Genomic DNA, 16,139 nt, shown 5'->3' on the forward strand with positions numbered 1-16,139 from the left:
TGTGACCCGTTCCGGGGCGGCGCGGCCTTGCCGGTCGCCGCCCCGGACGCCATTCTGGTGGGACCTCATCCACAGGGAGGCCCACCATGCGTGACCATAACGTTGATCCGAACCGCCGCCTGATCCTTGCCGGCGCTGCGGGCGCGTTGGGCACCGGGCTGGCCCTTGGCCCGCTGGTCGTGCCGCGCGCCCGGGCCGAGAGCCGCCAGACCGGCGCCGGTCCGGTGACCGTCACCGCGATGGTGCGCGGCCTCGACGAGCCTTGGGCCATCGCATTTCTCGACAACCGCCGCTACCTGATCACCGAACGCGACGGTCGGCTTCTCTATTTTGACGGGTCGGAATCCTCGAAACGCGTGGACGGGGTGCCGAACGTCTATGCCGAAGGGCAGGGCGGGCTGCTCGACGTCGTCGTGGCCCGGGATTTCGCCAGTTCGGGCGAGATATTCCTCTCCTACGCGGAGCGCCGCGGCGGCGCTGGTGCCACGGCCGTGGCGCGCGCAAGGTTCGACCCGACCGGCCCGCGGCTGACCGGTGTGACACCGATTTTCCGCATGTCGACGGCCAGCCGCGGCGGGCGCCATTTCGGCAGCCGCATAGTGGAGGCCCGCGACGGCACGCTTCTGGTCACGCTGGGCGATCGTGGGGCGGCGGAGCGCGCACAGGATCCGCAGGTCCATAATGGCAAGGTGGTGCGGATCACGCGCCGCGGCGGCGTTCCGTCTGACAATCCGTTTGTCGGCGGCGGGGCCCTGCCGGAGATCTACTCGCTCGGCCATCGCAACGCGCAAGGGGCGGCGCTTGACGCGCAGGGGCGCTACTGGACCGTGGCCCATGGCGCGCAAGGCGGGGACGAGATCAACCAGCCGCGCCCGGGCCGCAACTATGGCTGGCCGCGGATCAGCTACGGGCGCAATTATAACGGCTCGAAGATCGGGGAGGGGACATCGGCCCCGGGCCTCGAACAGCCGGCCTTTTACTGGGATCCGTCGATCGCGCCCTCTGGTCTGATGATCTATTCCGGACGGCTCTGGCCCGCATGGCGCGGTCAGTTCTTCGTGGGCTCTCTCAAATTTGACATGATCTCCCGCCTCGCCCCGTCAGGCAGCGGTTTCACCGAGGCCGAGCGCATGTTCAGCGGGGTCTACAGCCGCATCCGCGACGTGCGCGAAGCACCTGACGGATCGATCTGGTTCCTGTCGGTCGGTGACGGGGCGACCTACCGGATCACGCCCGTCTGATCACTTGGGGGCAAGTCGGATCGCGCCGTCGAGCCGGATCACCTCTCCGTTCATCATCGGGTTTTCGACCATATGCAGCACGAGTGCTGCAAATTCGGACGGTTTGCCGAGCCGCGGCGGATAGGGGACTTGCGCCCCGAGCGAGGTCTGCACCTCTTCGGGCAGCCCTTCCAGCATCGGGGTCAGGAAGAGGCCCGGCGCCACGGCCATCACGCGGATGCCCGAGCGTGCCAGATCGCGGGCCATCGGCAAGGTCATTGCCGCGACACCGCCCTTGGACGCCGCATAGGCGATCTGCCCGATCTGCCCCTCGTAGGCCGCAATGGAGGCCGTGTTGACGATCAGCCCGCGTTCCCCGTCCGCGCCGACCGGGTCCAGCATGGCCATGGCGGCTGCGGCCTGCGTGGCCATATTGAACGTGCCGGTCAGGTTGACGGAAACGGCACGGGCAAAAAGCGCGGGATCATGCGCCGCCCCGTCGCGGTCGATGGTCTTGGCGCCCGGCGCGATGCCGGCGCAATTGACGCAAAGCCGTGCCGGTCCGTTGGCGGCGGATGCGGCCGCGAGCCCTGAAGCGACAGAGGCCGGGTCCGTCACATCCGTTTCCACGAACAGCGCGCCCAGGTCCCGCGCCGCGGCAGTCCCGCGGTCCGCATCGCGGTCGAGGAGCGCGATCCTGACCCCGGCGTCTGCCAGCGCGGTCGCTGTCGCGCGGCCCAGGCCTGACGCGCCGCCGGTGACGATCGCGCTGCCGATATCCGAGAGGTTCATGGTCCGGTCCTTTCGTCAGATCCGCTCGATGGCGATGGCCGTGCCCTCGCCGCCGCCGATGCAGATCGCGGCCACGCCGCGTTTCAGGTCATGGGCTTCGAGCGCATGCAGGAGCGTCACGATGATCCGCGCCCCGCTCGCGCCGATCGGATGGCCGAGCGCGCAAGCCCCGCCATTCACATTCACCACGTCGGGCGACAGGCCCATTTCATGCATGAAGGCCATGGGCACGACGGCAAAGGCTTCGTTGACCTCCCACAGATCGACATCCGATTTGGCCCAGCCGATCCGGTCCAGGAGTTTCTGTGCTGCCGGGACCGGCGCGGTGGTGAACCAGCCGGGCGCTTGCGCGTGGCTCGCATGGCCGACGATCCGGGCGCGTGCCGGCAGGCTGTCGTCGGTCGTCAGGACCAGCGCCGCTGCCCCGTCGGAAATCGAGGAACTGTTGGCCGCCGTCACCGTCCCGTCCTTGCGGAAGGCCGGTTTCAGATGCGGGATCTTGTCGGGCCGGGCGGCGCCGGGCTGTTCATCCTCGGTGACCTGCTGGCTGCCGCGCCGGGTCGTCACCTCGACAGGTGTGATCTCGGCGGTGAACCGCCCCTCGGCCTGCGCCGCTTGCGCACGGCTGAGCGAACGGAGCGCATAATCGTCCTGCGCTTCCCGGGTGAACTGGTAATGCTCGGCGCAATCCTCGGCAAATGTGCCCATCAACCGGCCCTTGTCATAGGCATCTTCCAGCCCGTCGAGGAACATGTGATCGACCGCCGCCCCGTGGCCGAGGCGCGCGCCGCCGCGCATCGCGGGCAGAAGGTAGGGCGCGCGGCTCATGCTCTCCATTCCGCCGGCAATGACCGTCCGGCCGTTGCCGAGCGCAAGCTGGTCATGCGCCATCATCGCCGCCTTCATCCCCGAACCGCACATCTTGTTGAGGGTGGTGGCCGGCACCTCCTCCCCCAGTCCGGCCTTGAACCCCGCCTGCCGCGCGGGCGCCTGCCCCTGTCCGGCAGGCAGGACGCAGCCCATCAGCACTTCGTCAATGGCGCTGGGTGCGACGCCGCCCTGATCCATTGCGGCACGGATGGCCGCGCCACCTAAGTCCGCCGCCGGCATGTCGCCGAGCGCGCCCTGGAACCCGCCCATCGGTGTGCGCGCTGCGCCCGCGATGCGAATGTCACTTGCCATGATCCCCTCCCGGTCAAGGAACTGAACGTTCGGTCAGTTATGCCCGCGCTGCCGCGTCAGGTCCAGCCCTGCCGAAGGCCCGTCAGGCCTTTTGCGGCAGGTGGATGCCCCGCTCGCGATAGGGCGTCGTGTCGAAATGCGCCCGGTAGCATTTGGAGAAATGCGAGGGCGAGGCGAAACCGCAGGCCAGCGCCACGTTGATCACCGACATGTCGGTCTGCATCAGCAGGTTGCGCGCCTTCTGGAGCCGCAATTCCATGTAGTAGCGTTTCGGCGAGCGGTTCAGGTAACGGCGGAACAGCCGCTCCAACTGCCGTGTGGACAGGCCGACCTCGGCAGCGAACACGGCCGGAGAGACCGGTTCCTCGATGCTGTTTTCCATCATTTGCACCACGCTCGCGAGCTTCGGATTGCGCACGCCGATCCGGGTGGGGATCGACAGGCGCTGCTCGTCGCGGTCGGTGCGGATGGTGGAATAGATCATCTGGTCGGCGACCTGGTTGGCCAGATCCTGCCCGTGATCGCGGGCAATCAGCGTCAGCATCAGGTCGGTCGAGGCCGCGCCGCCCGCACAGGTGTAGCGGTTGCGGTCGATGGTGAAGACCGAATGCGCCAGATCGCAATCGGGGAACTCCTCCAGAAAACTGTCGCGGTTCTCCCAATGGATGGTGCAGGTCCGCCCGTCGAGGAGACCGGCCCGCGCCAGCGTGTAGGCAGCGGTGCAAAGCCCGCCAACGGCAAGCCCGCGACGGGCCTCCCGCCGCAGCCAGGCGATGACCGGTTTGGTGGTTGCCGTCTTGATGCCCTGACCGCCGCAGACAAGGATCGTGGGATGGCGGGTCAGTTCCTCCAGCCCCATCGAGACCGACACCGAAGTGCCATTGGAGCAGGAGACCTGTTCCCCGCCTTCGGCCGCCAGTTTCCAGTCATAGAGCGGCTGGCCCGACATGAGGTTTGCGAGCCGCAACGGCTCGATCGCGCTGGCAAATGCGATCAGCGAAAAATCCTGCAGAAGCAGGAAGATGAAGGTCTGAGTTTCGGGGGTATCCGTGCTGGTCATGGGCGACCATCTTTCCGCTTGGGTCTGCCCGGTCATGTTGGGTGCCGCCCGTGGCCGGGTCAAGGCCAAATGGCGCAGCCGGGCCGCAGTCCTGCGGCAGATCGGCGGCGCGTCCCGCAGGGACTGGTCACGCCTGCCTGCATCGCCTATACAGGCGCGGTTTCAATGGCAGAACGACGGGAGTGTCGACCAATGGCAGCAACTTGGACAAAATCTGATTGGCGCAACAAGCCGCGTATTCAGATGCCCGAGTATCCGGATACAGACGCGCTGAAGGCCGTGGAGGCCCGGCTTGCCTCCTATCCGCCGCTGGTCTTTGCGGGCGAGGCCCGCAAGCTTACCCGCCAACTTGGTGAGGTGGCCGAGGGCCGCGCCTTCCTGCTGCAGGGCGGCGACTGCGCCGAGAGCTTCTCCGAATTCAATGCCGACAGCATCCGCGACACGCTGAAAGTGATGTTGCAGATGGCCGTCGTGCTGACCTTCGGCGCAAAATGCCCGGTGGTGAAGATCGGCCGGATGGCCGGCCAGTTCGCCAAACCGCGCTCGGCCCCGACCGAAACGGTGAACGGCGTGGAACTGCCGAGCTACCGCGGCGACATCATCAACGATCTCGACTTCACCGCCGAGAGCCGCATCCCTGATCCGGACCGGATGCTGCAGGCCTACACGCAGGCTGCGGCCTCGCTCAACCTGCTGCGCGCTTTCAGTCAGGGCGGCTTTGCCGATATCGAACGCGTGCACAGCTGGACCCTCGGCTTCACGCAGGATGCGGACGGCTACGAGAAATATGACGCGCTGGCCAATCGGATTTCGGAATCGCTGGAATTCATGCGCGCCGCCGGCGTGACCGGCGAAAGCGTGGATGCGCTACACCGGGTCGATTTCTACACCAGCCACGAGGCGCTGCTTCTCGAATATGAAGAAGCGCTCTGCCGGATCGACAGCACCTCCGGCCTGCCGGTTGCCGGCTCCGGCCACATGATCTGGATCGGCGACCGCACCCGCCAGCCCGACGGCGCCCATGTCGAATTCGCCCGTGGCGTCCAGAACCCGATCGGCCTGAAATGCGGCCCGAGTCTCGATGCGGACGAGCTGATCACGCTGATCGACAAGCTGAACCCCGACAATATTGCGGGCCGGCTGACGCTGATCGCGCGTTTCGGCGCGGGGTCTGTGGGCGACCACCTGCCGAAACTCATCCGCAAGGTTCAGGCCGAGGGCCGCAAGGTCGTCTGGTCCTGCGATCCGATGCATGGCAACACGATCAAATCCTCCACCGGATACAAGACCCGGCCCTTCGACAGCGTGCTGCGCGAGGTGCGGGAATTCTTCGATGTGCACACGGCCGAGGGCACGATCCCGGGCGGCGTGCATTTCGAGATGACCGGCAAGGACGTGACCGAATGCACCGGCGGCCTGCGCGCCGTGACCGACGAGGACCTGTCCGACCGCTATCACACGGCCTGCGATCCGCGGCTGAACGCCGCCCAGTCGCTGGAACTGGCCTTCCTCGTGGCCGAGGAACTGCACCAGCGGGTGGAGCAGCAACGCGCCGCCGTCTGAGCGGACGCCTTGAACAGACGCCCGGTCCCAGTGGCCGGGCGTTTTTCGTTGTGACGGAAGAAACCAACAGGATCCGAGACCATGCCGACCCAATTTCTGGTGCTGACCGCTGACAAGCCGGTGGCAGATGCAACGCTCGCCACAGCGGCCGACGCGCTCGGTCTGGCGGGGGCTGAATGGCGGCGGCTCGCGCCGATGGGCGCTGACCTGCCGCTTGATGCGCCGCTCGATGCAGGCCGGCTTGCCGGCCTTGGAGCGGAGCTTGGTGTCGACCTGAATTGCGTGCCTGCGGCGGGGCGCGCGAAAAAGCTCCTGATCGCGGATATGGACAGCACCATGATCCCGGTCGAATGTATCGACGAACTGGCCGATTATGCCGGCGTGAAACCGCAAGTGGCGGAGATCACCGAGCGGGCGATGCAGGGCGAACTGGATTTCGAGGGGGCGATCCATGCCCGCGTGGCACTCCTCGAAGGGTTGCCGGTCGCAGCGCTCCAGACCTGCTATGACGAGCGCGTCACGCTCAATCCCGGCGCGGCGGTGTTGGTGAAGACGATGGCGGCCCGCGGTGCCCGGACGGCGCTGGTCTCGGGCGGGTTCACCTTCTTCACCGAACGTGTCGCGGCTGCGGCGGGTTTTGCGCTCAACCGCGCCAACCGGCTGGAGGTCGAGGGGGACCGGCTCACCGGCAAGGTCGGGCTGCCGGTGCTCGGGCGTCAGGCCAAACTCGATACGCTTCGCGAGATTTGCGGGAATGGCGGTTTCACGCCGGACGCCGTGATCGCGGTCGGCGATGGGGCCAATGACCTCTCAATGGTCGAGGCGGCGGGTCTCGGGGTCGCATACCGTGCCAAGCCCGCGCTGGCGGACGCCGCGGATGTGCGTCTCGACCGCTCGGACCTGACCGCTCTTTTGATGTTGCAGGGGATCGTGCAGGCGGACTGGGTCGCAGGCTGACGGGCGTTCAGTCGCTCTCGGGTTCGCTGTCCGGCCCGCCAACGAGCCGCAGATGTCCGCGCCGGCGCGCGGCATCGCCGTCGCGCGGGGCGGGTGCCACATCGGACTGGGACACGAGCCGCGGCGCGGGGGTGAACTGGCCGGACGGTTCCGACAGGCCGCCGGGCCGCGCCCGGTCGAAGCCCGGCAGCGGCAGGCGCTCGAACCCGCGCAATAGGTCCAGGCTGCTGTCGGCCAGCGCGAAACTGACCGGCGGCTGCACCGCCACATCGTCGAGCCCGAGGCAGAAGAGCAATTGCCGCCGATGCCCGTCATCATCCTCCAGCGGCAGCACCAGCCCCGGCAGGGTCGACAGCCGGTCGTCGCGATCGATCATCCGCAGGGTCAGATCGACCAGCGCCGGATGGCCGACGGCGGTGTTGCACAATTCGCGGAACCGGGTCCGGTCACGAGGTGCAAAGAGGACCTCGGCCGGCATGGCGCGCAATTCCAGTCCCGCGAGCAGCGTCAGGCGGGTGCCCGCAACGCGGATCCGCAAGTCGTCGGCCCGCACCCGCTCGATGATGAGAATGTCCGGCAGGTCGCGCGCAAAATCGTTCGGATCGATCTCCGAGCGCCGCGGCAGGCGTCCGGGCGCACGCAGACCGTTCCAATGGTCCAGCAACTGTTTGAAACGCGGCGACGTGGACATGGTTTGGGTTTCGGTTCTTGTGCGCAGCCTTTAGGGTTCGGATGCAATGCTACCGCAAGCCGAAGAAATTGACACAAATTTTCTGTAGTTCGAAACAAGAGGCCGGGATGACAGTCAGCTCGATGACGGGATTTGCAACGCGCCGCGGGGCGGCGGATCAGGTCGGCTGGACCTGGGACCTGCGCAGCGTCAATTCCAAGGGGCTGGATTTGCGTCTGCGGCTGCCCGACGGGGCGGAGGGGCTGGAGCCCGAGCTGCGCAAACGTGTCGGCGCGCAGCTGAAGCGCGGTGCGGTGCAGATCGCGCTGCGCACACGGTTGGAAGCGGGTGCGGGCGGCGTGCGGCTGGACACGGATCTGGCCGAAGCGCTCCTTGCTGCGGCATCGGATCTGGAGGATCGTGCCGGGGCCATGGGGCTGCCGCTGGCGCCAAGCACCAGTGCGGGCTTGCTCGCACTTGAAGGGATGGTGACCCGCGATGTGCCGCCCGGCAGCGACTGGCAATCCGCCGCGCTGGCCGATTTCGACGCGGCGCTCGATGATCTGGCCCGCGCCCGCGCCGCCGAAGGTGTCGAGATCGCCGCCGTGCTCGACCGTGCCCTGTCAGAGGTCGAGCGACTGGTTACGGCCGCCGCTGAAAGTGCCGAGGCGCGCAATGCCCGCACGGGGCAGGTGATGCGCGCGCGGCTCGCGGCCCTGATCGAGAGCACCGACCGGATCGACGAGGACCGGTTCGCGCAGGAACTGGCGACCGTGGCGATCAAGGCCGATGTCACCGAGGAGATCGACCGCCTGAATGCCCATGTGCGCGCGGCCCGCGATCTGCTGTCCGCCGACGGACCTGTCGGTCGGAAACTCGATTTCCTGATGCAGGAGTTCAACCGGGAGGCCAACACGCTCTGCGCCAAGGCGCAGGATTCGACCCTGACGGCGATCGGCCTTGACCTGAAGGTCGTGGTCGATCAGATGCGCGAACAGGTCCAGAATGTGGAGTGAAACATGACATCCGACGCCATCCGCTCGACCGGATTGATGGTCATCCTGTCCTCGCCCTCGGGCGCGGGAAAGTCGAGCCTGTCGCGCCGCCTGCTGGACCGCAACCCGCAGATGAAATTCTCCGTCTCCGCCACCACGCGCGCACCGCGGGCGGGGGAAGAAGACGGGACGCATTACTATTTCAAGACACGCGGCGAGTTCGAGAGCCTGATCGCTGGTGGCGGAATGCTCGAATATGCCGAAGTGTTCGGCAACTATTACGGCTCCCCCCGCGCACCGGTCGAGGCGGCGATCGGGCAGGGGCGCGATGTGCTCTTCGACGTGGACTGGCAGGGCGGGCAGCAGATCCGCAATTCCGACCTGCGCGACAATGTCGTGTCGATCTTCATCCTGCCGCCCTCCATCGGAGAACTGGAGCGGCGGCTCGTGGCGCGCGGGCAAGACAGTGCCGAGGTGATCGAAGGCCGGATGCGCCAGTCGATGGACGAAATCAGCCGCTGGTCGGAATATGACTATGTGCTGATCAATGACGATCTGGACCGGTGCGAGGCTGACCTGACAGCCATCCTGCAGGCCGAGCGCCTGCGCCGGGTGCGGCGGCCGGGTCTTGTCGGCTTCGTGAAGGCGCTCGACGCGGAATTTGCCGCCCGCACCCCTCAGAGTCCGGAATAACTCCCGTCCCGCGGGGCGATCCGCAGGTCCACCGCACTGTCGCTCTGTTCCAGACTGAGGGTGCAACCCGACCGGGCGGCCAGCATGGACAGAAGCTCGAACTGGACCCCGGGCGGCGTCTCCGCCGTGTCGGGCAGCGGTTTTCCGTCCAGCAGCGCCCAGCCCACATCCTGGAGCTTCACCGCTGGCGCGCTCGCATGGGCGCGCAGATGTCCCGCGCCGCCTGACAGCGTCACCTGACCGCCGCCGCGCAACGCGCCCTCACAGCAGAGCAGCATCAGGGCCAGCATCTGTGCGTTGCGGCGCGACAGCCCCTCCACCCCGGTGTTGAGGATCACCTGCAGGGTCAGGTTGGGGAATTTCTGCCGGAACATGGTCTCCAGCTGTTCGGGCTTCATCTGGCCCGTCTTGGCCGGCCGTCCGAAGGCAAGACGGAAGAAGACGAGCGACGCGCGGGCGGCCTCGGCCGCGTCGGACACCAGTTCGGCCTCCGGCGTGGCGGTGCGTGGATTGACCGCCATCAGTTCCAGCCCGTTGCCGATCGCGCCGATCGGGCTTATCAGGTCATGGCAGATCCGCGACGCGACGCGGGTGATCAGATCGATATCGTCCATTGGCGGGCCCTCCGGGTGGCTGCCACCGGGCAAGGAGGCAGGCCATGAACAGCATTCTTGAACCGGGCATGCTGGTGCGCCACCCCGACGCGCCTGACTGGGGGATCGGGCAGGTGCAATCCGTCATCGACAACCGGATCACGGTCAATTTCGAACATGCGGGAAAAGTCGTGTTGGACGGAACGCAGGTCGACCTCCAGCTTCACTTCGCGCAGCGCGACACTCCCGGCCAGTCTTGAATAGGGTCCGGATCGTTGACAATCCCTTTATTTTCGGACGATTGCGGGTGCCGGCAGCGCGACCCGGCGCCCATGTTGCCTCCGCGGGGCTTTCGCACTAGGGTGCGCCGCCTGCCGGAGGGACCGGCATATGCGCCATGAACATAAGGGCTGGTGACGCAATGAAGATGGATCTGAGCCGTTTCGACGTGCGGCTTGCCACGACGGACGAGGAGGTCCGCGCGGCTCAGCATCTGCGCTATCGCGTCTTTGTCGAGGAGATGGGCGCAACCGTCCCGCCCGAAGATGCGGCGCTGAAGATCGAGCGCGACCGGTTCGACCCCTATTTCGACCATCTGCTGCTGATCGACCGCGCGGCGGCGGAAGACGACCCGGCCCGTGTGATCGGCGTCTATAGGCTCTTGCGCGGCGCGGTGGCCAAGGCCGGTCCGGGTTTCTACGGCGCCGGGGAGTTTGACCTGACGCCGCTTCTGGAACTGGACCGCGAAACGGTGGAACTGGGCCGGTCCTGCGTGGCGCAGGAATTCCGGGCCGGATCCGCCATGCTGCTCCTGTGGAACGGCGTGTCGCGCTATGTGCGCGATCACGGGATCGAGGTCATGTTCGGCACGGCGAGTTTTCCCGGCACCGATCCTGCTCCGCTGGCCGAGGCCCTGTCGCACCTGCACCATGCCCATCTGGCGCCGCCCGACATCAGGGTGCGCGCCCAGCCCGACCACGGGATCGACATGAACCTGATGCCCGCGGCGCAGGTCAATGCGGGCCGCGCGATGCGCGCGACGCCGGCGCTCATCAAGGCCTATCTGCGGCTCGGCGGCTTCGTCGGCGAGGGGGCCTATGTCGACCACGGGTTCAACACGATCGATGTCTGCCTGCTGATGGACACCGAACGGATGGTCGCGAAATATCGCGACTTCTACAGCCGGGACTGAGCGATGGTCTGGCACAGCGACAATCCCATCGACCTTCCCGGCGCGCAAGGAGCGGCGCAGTGGCTGCGCGTGACCGTGCGCGCGCTCGGGTTTCTCATCGGCACCGCAATCCTGATCTGGCCGTTCCTGATCGGGCGGCTTCTGGTTCGCGTCGCTCCGCGCCTGTCGGACGCGCTGACCGGGCCTGCGCGGCAGGGCTGGGGGCGGGTGGGGCTCTGGATGTGCGGGCTGCGGCTCGACCGGCAGGGCCGGCAGATGCCGCATGGCGGCGCCATCGTGGCCAACCATACGTCCTGGATCGATATTTTTGCGATGCATGCGGCCGGCCGTGTGACCTTCGTGTCGAAAGCCGAGGTTCGCAAATGGCCGCTCATCGGGCTGATCGGCCGGATCGCGGGCACGATCTTCATCGAGCGCCGCGCGAGCCAGAGCCGCGCCCAGACCGAGATCCTGCGCGACCATATCCGCGCGGGCCATGACCTGTGTTTCTTCCCCGAAGGCACGAGCACCGACGGGCAGCAGGTGATCCCGTTCAAATCGACGCTCTTTGCCACCTTCCGCGACCCGGCGCTGAGTGCCGAGGTCTGGGTCCAGCCGGTGACGATCCGCTACCGCCCCGCCGCAGGGCGCGACCCGCGCTTCTATGGCTGGTGGGGCGACATGTCCTTTGGCGCCCATATGCTGACCATGCTGGGCCGTTCGCGCGGCGGGCGGGTCACGGTGCAGTTCCATCCGCCGGTGCGCTCGGCCGATTATGCCGACCGCAAGCTGCTGGCCCGCTATTGCGAAACGGTGGTGCGCGACGGACTGGACGCGCTGAAGGACGGGCAGATGGATGCGGGCGAGGTGATCGACGGCAATGCGCTGCCGTCGGGCAGCGGCTGAGCAGGGTCAGCCGAGTGCGTCGATGATGGCGGCGAGCGCATCCGCGGGGTTGTCCGCGCTCCAGACTTCATCCTGAAGGCAGAGGAAATCGGCAAAGGGTGCCACGCTGCGCACCGCATCGAGGCCCAGCCCGCCTTCGGCCACAACCGGCGTTTCGATCATTTCAGACCACCATTGGAACAGGTCGGGGTCGGCGGTCTTGCCGTCGCCGAGTGCGGCCGATGCCGTGACGGGGCCGAGCGCGACATAGTCCGCGCCGATCTCCGCCGCGGTCATGCCGGCGTGGCGCGACGCGCCGCAATAGCTGCCGACAACGGCGTCCGGCCCGAGCAGTTTTCGCACGTCGCGCACCTGCCGCGCCGCATCCACCAGATGCACCCCGTCGATCCCCAGCCGGTCGACCAGACGGAAATGTTCATCCAGCACCACCGCCACGTCGCGTGCATGGGCCACCTCGCGCACCGCGTCGGTCAGGCGGCAGATCCGGTCCTCGTCCGCGGAATCGGGGATGACGCGGATACAGGCGATCTCGAACCGGTCGAGCAGGCCGGCAAGCTGGCCGGGCAGGGTCGACAGTTCGGGGTGGCGGGGCGTGGCGAGATAGATCTGGGCGCGGTCCTGGTCGGCCATGCGGGCATCCTTTCGGTTTCCCGCCTTCTATCGCCGGGCGGCGGGCCTGTGCAACCGGTTTGACCGCGCGGCGGGCACCGGTGCGGTCCGGCCGCAGGGGGCAGCCGGACCGGTATTCGTGGCGGATCAGCGCAGGATCGAGCGGCCGGCATAGAGGCCGGTGACACCCAGTTCTTCCTCGATCCGGATCAGCTGGTTGTATTTCGCCAGCCGGTCGGACCGCGCCAGTGAGCCGGTCTTGATCTGCCCGCAATTGGTGGCGACGGCGAGGTCGGCGATGGTCGCGTCCTCGGTCTCTCCGGAGCGGTGGGACATGACGGCGGTGAAGCCCGCGCGATGCGCCATGTCGACCGCAGCCAGCGTCTCGGTCAGCGACCCGATCTGGTTCACCTTGACCAGAAGCGAGTTGCCGGTGCCCGCGTCGATCCCGCGTGCGAGCCGCTCGGTGTTGGTGACGAACAGGTCGTCGCCGACCAGCTGGCAGCGGTCCCCGATCTTGTCGGTCAGGAGCTTCCAGCCGTCCCAGTCATCCTCGGCCATGCCATCCTCGATCGAGATGATCGGATAGGCGTCGACGAGGGCGGCCAGATAGTCGGCATTCTCTTCGGCGGAGAGTTTCTTGCCTTCGCCCTTCATGTCGTAGGCGCCGTCGCGGTAATATTCCGTCGCCGCGCAGTCGAGGGCGAGGTAGATTTCCTCACCCGGTTTGTAGCCGGCCTTCTCGATGGATTTCAGGATGAAATCGAGCGCATCGCGGGTGGAGGACAGGCCGGGTGCGAAGCCGCCCTCGTCGCCGATGCCGGTATTGTGCCCGGCGGCCGACAGTTCCTTTTTCAGCGTGTGGAACACTTCGGAGCCCATCCGCACCGCGTCGCGCATCGTCTCTGCGGCGACCGGCATGATCATGAATTCCTGGATGTCGATCGGGTTGTCCGCATGTTCGCCGCCATTGATGATGTTCATCATCGGGACGGGCAGGGTGCGCGCGGAAGTACCACCCACGTAGCGGTAGAGCGGCAGGCCCAGATGATCGGCCGCGGCCTTGGCGCAGGCGAGCGACACGCCGAGGATCGCATTGGCGCCGAGGCGGCCCTTGTTGGGTGTCCCGTCCAGTTCGATCATGGTGCCATCGATGCCGATCTGGTCGGTGGCGTCGGCGCCGGCAAGTTCCTGGAAAATCTCGCCATTCACGGCGGCAACAGCGTCGAGCACGCCCTTGCCGCCATAGCGGCTCTTGTCGCCGTCGCGCAGTTCCACGGCCTCGTGCGCGCCGGTGGAGGCACCAGACGGAACGGCCGCACGGCCCAGCGACCCATCTTCGAGGGTCACATCTACTTCGACCGTGGGATTGCCGCGGCTGTCGAGAATTTCACGGGCCGTGATGTCGAGAATGGCGCTCATCTGCGCGTCTCCTTTGAGGATCTGTTGCGTCTGGCTGCGGCCCTGTCGCGGGACCGCGGGTCGGATTCGCCCCTGTCATAACGCGGGTTGCGGCGGAAGGAAACGGCGCGGTGACGTGGCGGCAGCCCGCGGGGGCGGGCGGGGGCGGATCGGGGGAGACAAGGTGCGTGACGGCGCACGCAAAAGGGGCAGCCCGCAGGCTGCCCCTTCCTGTCCGTTCCGCGCCGGGGAACGGCGGCGGGCGGGATAAGCGGTGGTCACTCGTCGAAATTGACCCGCTCGACGGCTTTCAGCGCGTCGGGGCGCAGCTTGGCCAGGTCGATCAGCGCGACATCGTCGGGCGTGAAGCTGCCCCAGCCGGCAACGATCTCGGAGGCTTCGACACCCGGCAGGACCGGATATTCATAGTTCAGTTCGGCATAGAGCTGCTGGCCTTCGGCCGAAGAGAGCCATTCCATCAGCTTCAGCGCATTCTCGCGGTTCGGCGCGGACTGGGTCATCGCGACACCCGAGAGGTTCACATGCGCGCCGCCATTTTCGAAGGTCGGGAAGACGATCCGCACACTGTCGGCCCAGGCTTTCTGCTCTTCGTCTTCCAGCATTTTGCCCATGTAATAGGTGTTGCCGATCGAGATGTCGCATTCGGCCGCCCAGATCGCTTTCACCTGCGCCCGGTCATTGCCCTGCGGTTTGCGGGCGAGGTTGGATTTCACGCCCTCCAGCCAGGTCTCGGTCTCTTCCAGCCCGTGATGGGCGATCATCGCGGAGACGAGCGCCACGTTATAGGCATGGGTGCCGGAGCGGGTGCAGATGCGGCCTTTCCATTTCGGGTCGGCCAGATCCTCGTAGGTGGTCACCTCACCATCGGCCACCCGGTCCTTGGAGGCATAGATGACGCGCGCGCGGCTCGTCAGGCCGAACCACTGGCCGTCCGGGTCGCGGAACTCGGCGGGGATGTTGGCCTCCAGCACATCGGACTGGACGGGCTGGGTCACGCCGGCCTCGACCGCGCCGTTCAGGCGCGAGATGTCGACCGTCAGGATCAGGTCGGCGGGGGAGCGCTTGCCCTCGGCCTGAAGCCGTTCCACGAGCCCCTTGTCGAGGAACACGACGTTGGTCTCGATCCCCGTCTCCTCGGTGAACTTGTCGAGCAGCGGCTGGATCAGTTCGGGCTGGCGATAGGAATAGATGTTCACCTCGTCGGCCATGGCGGGCAGGCCGAGGCTCACGGCGGCGGCGAGGAAAGGGGTCATCTTGAGAAAGGACATGGATGTCTCCGTTGCGTGTTCATTGACGCCGGAGATACCCAAGCAATTTTGTCGGGTCAATAGTCGATCAAAAAGATAGGGAAAAATTTTGAGCTTTTTGGTCAGATTTTAGGCAGAGCTTGCCAAACCCGTGTTTCCCTAGCTTTTGGCGGCTTTGGCCGCAGCCTTTGCCGCGTCCCAGAGCGCGTCCATTTCCGCCAGATCCGACTGGTCGGGGCGGCGGCCCTGTTCGGCGAGCCGGTCCTCGATATAGGCGAATCGCGACTCGAATTTCGCATTGGCGCGGCGCAGGGCGGCTTCCGGGTCAAGGTCGAGATGCCGTGCGAGATTGGCGACGACAAACAGAAGGTCGCCATATTCCTCCTCGATCCGGTCACGGTCGCCGCTGCCCTGTTCATCGGCCAGTTCGGCGGCTTCCTCGGCGATCTTGTCGACCACCTGTCCGATATCGGGCCAGTCGAAGCCGACGCGGGCCGCGCGCTTCTGGAGCTTCACCGCACGGGTGAGCGCAGGCAGCGTCACGGCCACATCGCCCAGCACACGCGTCGGGGCATCCGATGGACCACGGGCGGCCCGTTCCGCCGCCTTGATCCGTTCCCAGTCGCGGGTCTGGTCGTCCGCCGTCTTGTCGCGGCTCTCGTCGCCGAACACATGGGGGTGGCGGCGGACCATCTTGGCCCCGATGCCGCGCGCCACATCGTCGAAGGTGAACAGTCCGGCCTCGGCGCTCATCTGCGTGTGGTAGACGACCTGCAACAAAAGATCGCCCAACTCGTCGCGCAGATCATCCATCGCGCCGCGCCCGATCGCGTCCGCCACCTCATAGGCTTCCTCGATCGTGTAGGGCGCGATGGAGGCGAAATCCTGTTCGATATCCCACGGGCAGCCCGTGTCGGGGTCGCGCAGGCGGCCCATGATCTCGATCAGCCGCTCCATCGGGGGCAGGGCATCGTCGGGCGGCGGGGCGTGGCGCGTGTCTTTGTCGCTCATGCGGCGCAGTCTAGGCGGAAGGCCGCGCGGCCGGAAGACCCTGCAATC

Annotated in this window: 17 protein-coding genes; 8 read left to right on the top strand and 9 right to left on the bottom strand. The window is 66.8% G+C overall.

Annotated features, from left to right (window positions below):
• The first annotated feature begins 86 nt into the window (after positions 1-86).
• Entirely contained in the window at positions 87-1,241 is a 1,155-nt protein-coding gene (locus GSH16_RS11835) for a PQQ-dependent sugar dehydrogenase (protein ID WP_160855369.1), read from the top strand.
• Here the strand turns inward: GSH16_RS11835 and GSH16_RS11840 are convergent, their stop codons facing one another.
• From GSH16_RS11840 to GSH16_RS11850, 3 genes are all read right to left on the bottom strand, one after another.
• Entirely contained in the window at positions 1,242-2,012 is a 771-nt protein-coding gene (locus GSH16_RS11840) for an SDR family NAD(P)-dependent oxidoreductase (protein WP_160855371.1), read from the bottom strand.
• Positions 2,013-2,027: 15 nt separating this feature from the next.
• Positions 2,028-3,194, bottom strand: coding sequence for a thiolase family protein (locus GSH16_RS11845; protein WP_160855373.1), 1,167 nt, complete (start codon positions 3,192-3,194; stop codon positions 2,028-2,030).
• A gap of 82 nt (positions 3,195-3,276) precedes the next feature.
• Positions 3,277-4,254: a GlxA family transcriptional regulator gene (locus GSH16_RS11850; RefSeq protein WP_235913176.1), complete on the bottom strand. Its 978-nt coding sequence runs from the start codon at positions 4,252-4,254 to the stop codon at positions 3,277-3,279.
• A gap of 192 nt (positions 4,255-4,446) precedes the next feature.
• Between GSH16_RS11850 and GSH16_RS11855 the strand changes: the two genes are divergently transcribed.
• Both GSH16_RS11855 and serB read left to right on the top strand, forming a co-directional pair.
• Positions 4,447-5,817 carry a class II 3-deoxy-7-phosphoheptulonate synthase gene (locus GSH16_RS11855; protein WP_160855377.1) on the top strand — a complete coding sequence of 457 codons (1,371 nt, stop codon included), beginning with the start codon at positions 4,447-4,449 and terminating at the stop codon, positions 5,815-5,817.
• Between the two features lie 81 nt (positions 5,818-5,898).
• Positions 5,899-6,774 (top strand): phosphoserine phosphatase SerB, encoded by an 876-nt coding sequence (gene serB / locus GSH16_RS11860; RefSeq protein WP_160855379.1) that lies wholly within the window; start codon positions 5,899-5,901, stop codon positions 6,772-6,774.
• Positions 6,775-6,781: 7 nt separating this feature from the next.
• Here the strand turns inward: serB and GSH16_RS11865 are convergent, their stop codons facing one another.
• Positions 6,782-7,465: a PAS domain-containing protein gene (locus GSH16_RS11865; RefSeq protein ID WP_160855381.1), complete on the bottom strand. Its 684-nt coding sequence runs from the start codon at positions 7,463-7,465 to the stop codon at positions 6,782-6,784.
• Between the two features lie 107 nt (positions 7,466-7,572).
• Between GSH16_RS11865 and GSH16_RS11870 the strand changes: the two genes are divergently transcribed.
• On the top strand, positions 7,573-8,460 hold the full coding sequence (locus GSH16_RS11870) for a YicC/YloC family endoribonuclease (RefSeq protein WP_235913177.1): 888 nt from the start codon (positions 7,573-7,575) through the stop codon (positions 8,458-8,460).
• A gap of 18 nt (positions 8,461-8,478) precedes the next feature.
• Complete coding sequence (gene gmk / locus GSH16_RS11875; RefSeq protein ID WP_160855768.1) at positions 8,479-9,132, top strand: guanylate kinase; 654 nt, start codon at positions 8,479-8,481, stop codon at positions 9,130-9,132.
• On the opposite strand, the gene GSH16_RS11880 is transcribed toward gmk, so the two are convergent.
• The gene (locus GSH16_RS11880) at positions 9,117-9,746 is read right to left on the bottom strand and encodes a histidine phosphotransferase family protein (RefSeq protein WP_160855383.1); all 630 of its coding nucleotides are present in this window, start codon (positions 9,744-9,746) and stop codon (positions 9,117-9,119) included. The genes gmk and GSH16_RS11880 overlap by 16 nt on opposite strands.
• Positions 9,747-9,790: 44 nt before the next feature.
• Here GSH16_RS11880 and GSH16_RS11885 point away from each other — a divergent pair, with 44 nt between their 5' ends.
• The 3 genes from GSH16_RS11885 to GSH16_RS11895 all read left to right on the top strand — a co-directional run bounded on the left by GSH16_RS11885 (position 9,791) and on the right by GSH16_RS11895 (position 11,802).
• Positions 9,791-9,985 (top strand): DUF3553 domain-containing protein, encoded by a 195-nt coding sequence (locus GSH16_RS11885; protein WP_160855385.1) that lies wholly within the window; start codon positions 9,791-9,793, stop codon positions 9,983-9,985.
• A gap of 161 nt (positions 9,986-10,146) precedes the next feature.
• Complete coding sequence (locus tag GSH16_RS11890) at positions 10,147-10,917, top strand: GNAT family N-acetyltransferase (RefSeq protein ID WP_160855387.1); 771 nt, start codon at positions 10,147-10,149, stop codon at positions 10,915-10,917.
• A gap of 3 nt (positions 10,918-10,920) precedes the next feature.
• A complete protein-coding gene (locus GSH16_RS11895) occupies positions 10,921-11,802 on the top strand; it encodes a lysophospholipid acyltransferase family protein (protein WP_160855389.1) in 882 nt (293 codons plus the stop codon).
• Positions 11,803-11,808: 6 nt separating this feature from the next.
• Here the strand turns inward: GSH16_RS11895 and GSH16_RS11900 are convergent, their stop codons facing one another.
• The 4 genes from GSH16_RS11900 to mazG all read right to left on the bottom strand — a co-directional run bounded on the left by GSH16_RS11900 (position 11,809) and on the right by mazG (position 16,091).
• A complete protein-coding gene (locus GSH16_RS11900; protein WP_160855391.1) occupies positions 11,809-12,432 on the bottom strand; it encodes a thiamine phosphate synthase in 624 nt (207 codons plus the stop codon).
• Between the two features lie 126 nt (positions 12,433-12,558).
• A complete protein-coding gene (eno, locus tag GSH16_RS11905) occupies positions 12,559-13,833 on the bottom strand; it encodes a phosphopyruvate hydratase (protein ID WP_160855393.1) in 1,275 nt (424 codons plus the stop codon).
• 257 nt (positions 13,834-14,090) lie between these two features.
• Entirely contained in the window at positions 14,091-15,101 is a 1,011-nt protein-coding gene (locus GSH16_RS11910; protein WP_160855395.1) for a Fe(3+) ABC transporter substrate-binding protein, read from the bottom strand.
• Positions 15,102-15,239: 138 nt separating this feature from the next.
• The gene (gene mazG, locus GSH16_RS11915) at positions 15,240-16,091 is read right to left on the bottom strand and encodes a nucleoside triphosphate pyrophosphohydrolase (RefSeq protein ID WP_160855397.1); all 852 of its coding nucleotides are present in this window, start codon (positions 16,089-16,091) and stop codon (positions 15,240-15,242) included.
• Positions 16,092-16,139 lie beyond the last annotated feature (48 nt).

This window comes from Oceanomicrobium pacificus (assembly GCF_009833495.1).
In the GTDB taxonomy this organism is placed as follows: Bacteria; Pseudomonadota; Alphaproteobacteria; order Rhodobacterales; family Rhodobacteraceae; genus Oceanomicrobium; species Oceanomicrobium pacificus.

Excerpts from the sequence above, each read along its gene's own strand:
- mazG (WP_160855397.1), bottom strand. The coding sequence starts at position 16,091 with ATGAGCGACAAAGACACGCGCCACGCCCCGCCGCCCGACGATGCCCTG.
- GSH16_RS11900 (WP_160855391.1), bottom strand. The coding sequence starts at position 12,432 with ATGGCCGACCAGGACCGCGCCCAGATCTATCTCGCCACGCCCCGCCAC.
- GSH16_RS11840 (WP_160855371.1), bottom strand. The coding sequence starts at position 2,012 with ATGAACCTCTCGGATATCGGCAGCGCGATCGTCACCGGCGGCGCGTCA.
- GSH16_RS11850 (WP_235913176.1), bottom strand. The coding sequence starts at position 4,254 with ATGACCAGCACGGATACCCCCGAAACTCAGACCTTCATCTTCCTGCTT.
- GSH16_RS11845 (WP_160855373.1), bottom strand. The coding sequence starts at position 3,194 with ATGGCAAGTGACATTCGCATCGCGGGCGCAGCGCGCACACCGATGGGC.
- eno (WP_160855393.1), bottom strand. The coding sequence starts at position 13,833 with ATGAGCGCCATTCTCGACATCACGGCCCGTGAAATTCTCGACAGCCGC.
- GSH16_RS11870 (WP_235913177.1), top strand. The coding sequence starts at position 7,573 with ATGACAGTCAGCTCGATGACGGGATTTGCAACGCGCCGCGGGGCGGCG.
- GSH16_RS11880 (WP_160855383.1), bottom strand. The coding sequence starts at position 9,746 with ATGGACGATATCGATCTGATCACCCGCGTCGCGTCGCGGATCTGCCAT.
- GSH16_RS11890 (WP_160855387.1), top strand. The coding sequence starts at position 10,147 with ATGAAGATGGATCTGAGCCGTTTCGACGTGCGGCTTGCCACGACGGAC.
- GSH16_RS11865 (WP_160855381.1), bottom strand. The coding sequence starts at position 7,465 with ATGTCCACGTCGCCGCGTTTCAAACAGTTGCTGGACCATTGGAACGGT.
- GSH16_RS11855 (WP_160855377.1), top strand. The coding sequence starts at position 4,447 with ATGGCAGCAACTTGGACAAAATCTGATTGGCGCAACAAGCCGCGTATT.
- serB (WP_160855379.1), top strand. The coding sequence starts at position 5,899 with ATGCCGACCCAATTTCTGGTGCTGACCGCTGACAAGCCGGTGGCAGAT.
- GSH16_RS11885 (WP_160855385.1), top strand. The coding sequence starts at position 9,791 with ATGAACAGCATTCTTGAACCGGGCATGCTGGTGCGCCACCCCGACGCG.
- GSH16_RS11910 (WP_160855395.1), bottom strand. The coding sequence starts at position 15,101 with ATGTCCTTTCTCAAGATGACCCCTTTCCTCGCCGCCGCCGTGAGCCTC.
- GSH16_RS11895 (WP_160855389.1), top strand. The coding sequence starts at position 10,921 with ATGGTCTGGCACAGCGACAATCCCATCGACCTTCCCGGCGCGCAAGGA.
- GSH16_RS11835 (WP_160855369.1), top strand. The coding sequence starts at position 87 with ATGCGTGACCATAACGTTGATCCGAACCGCCGCCTGATCCTTGCCGGC.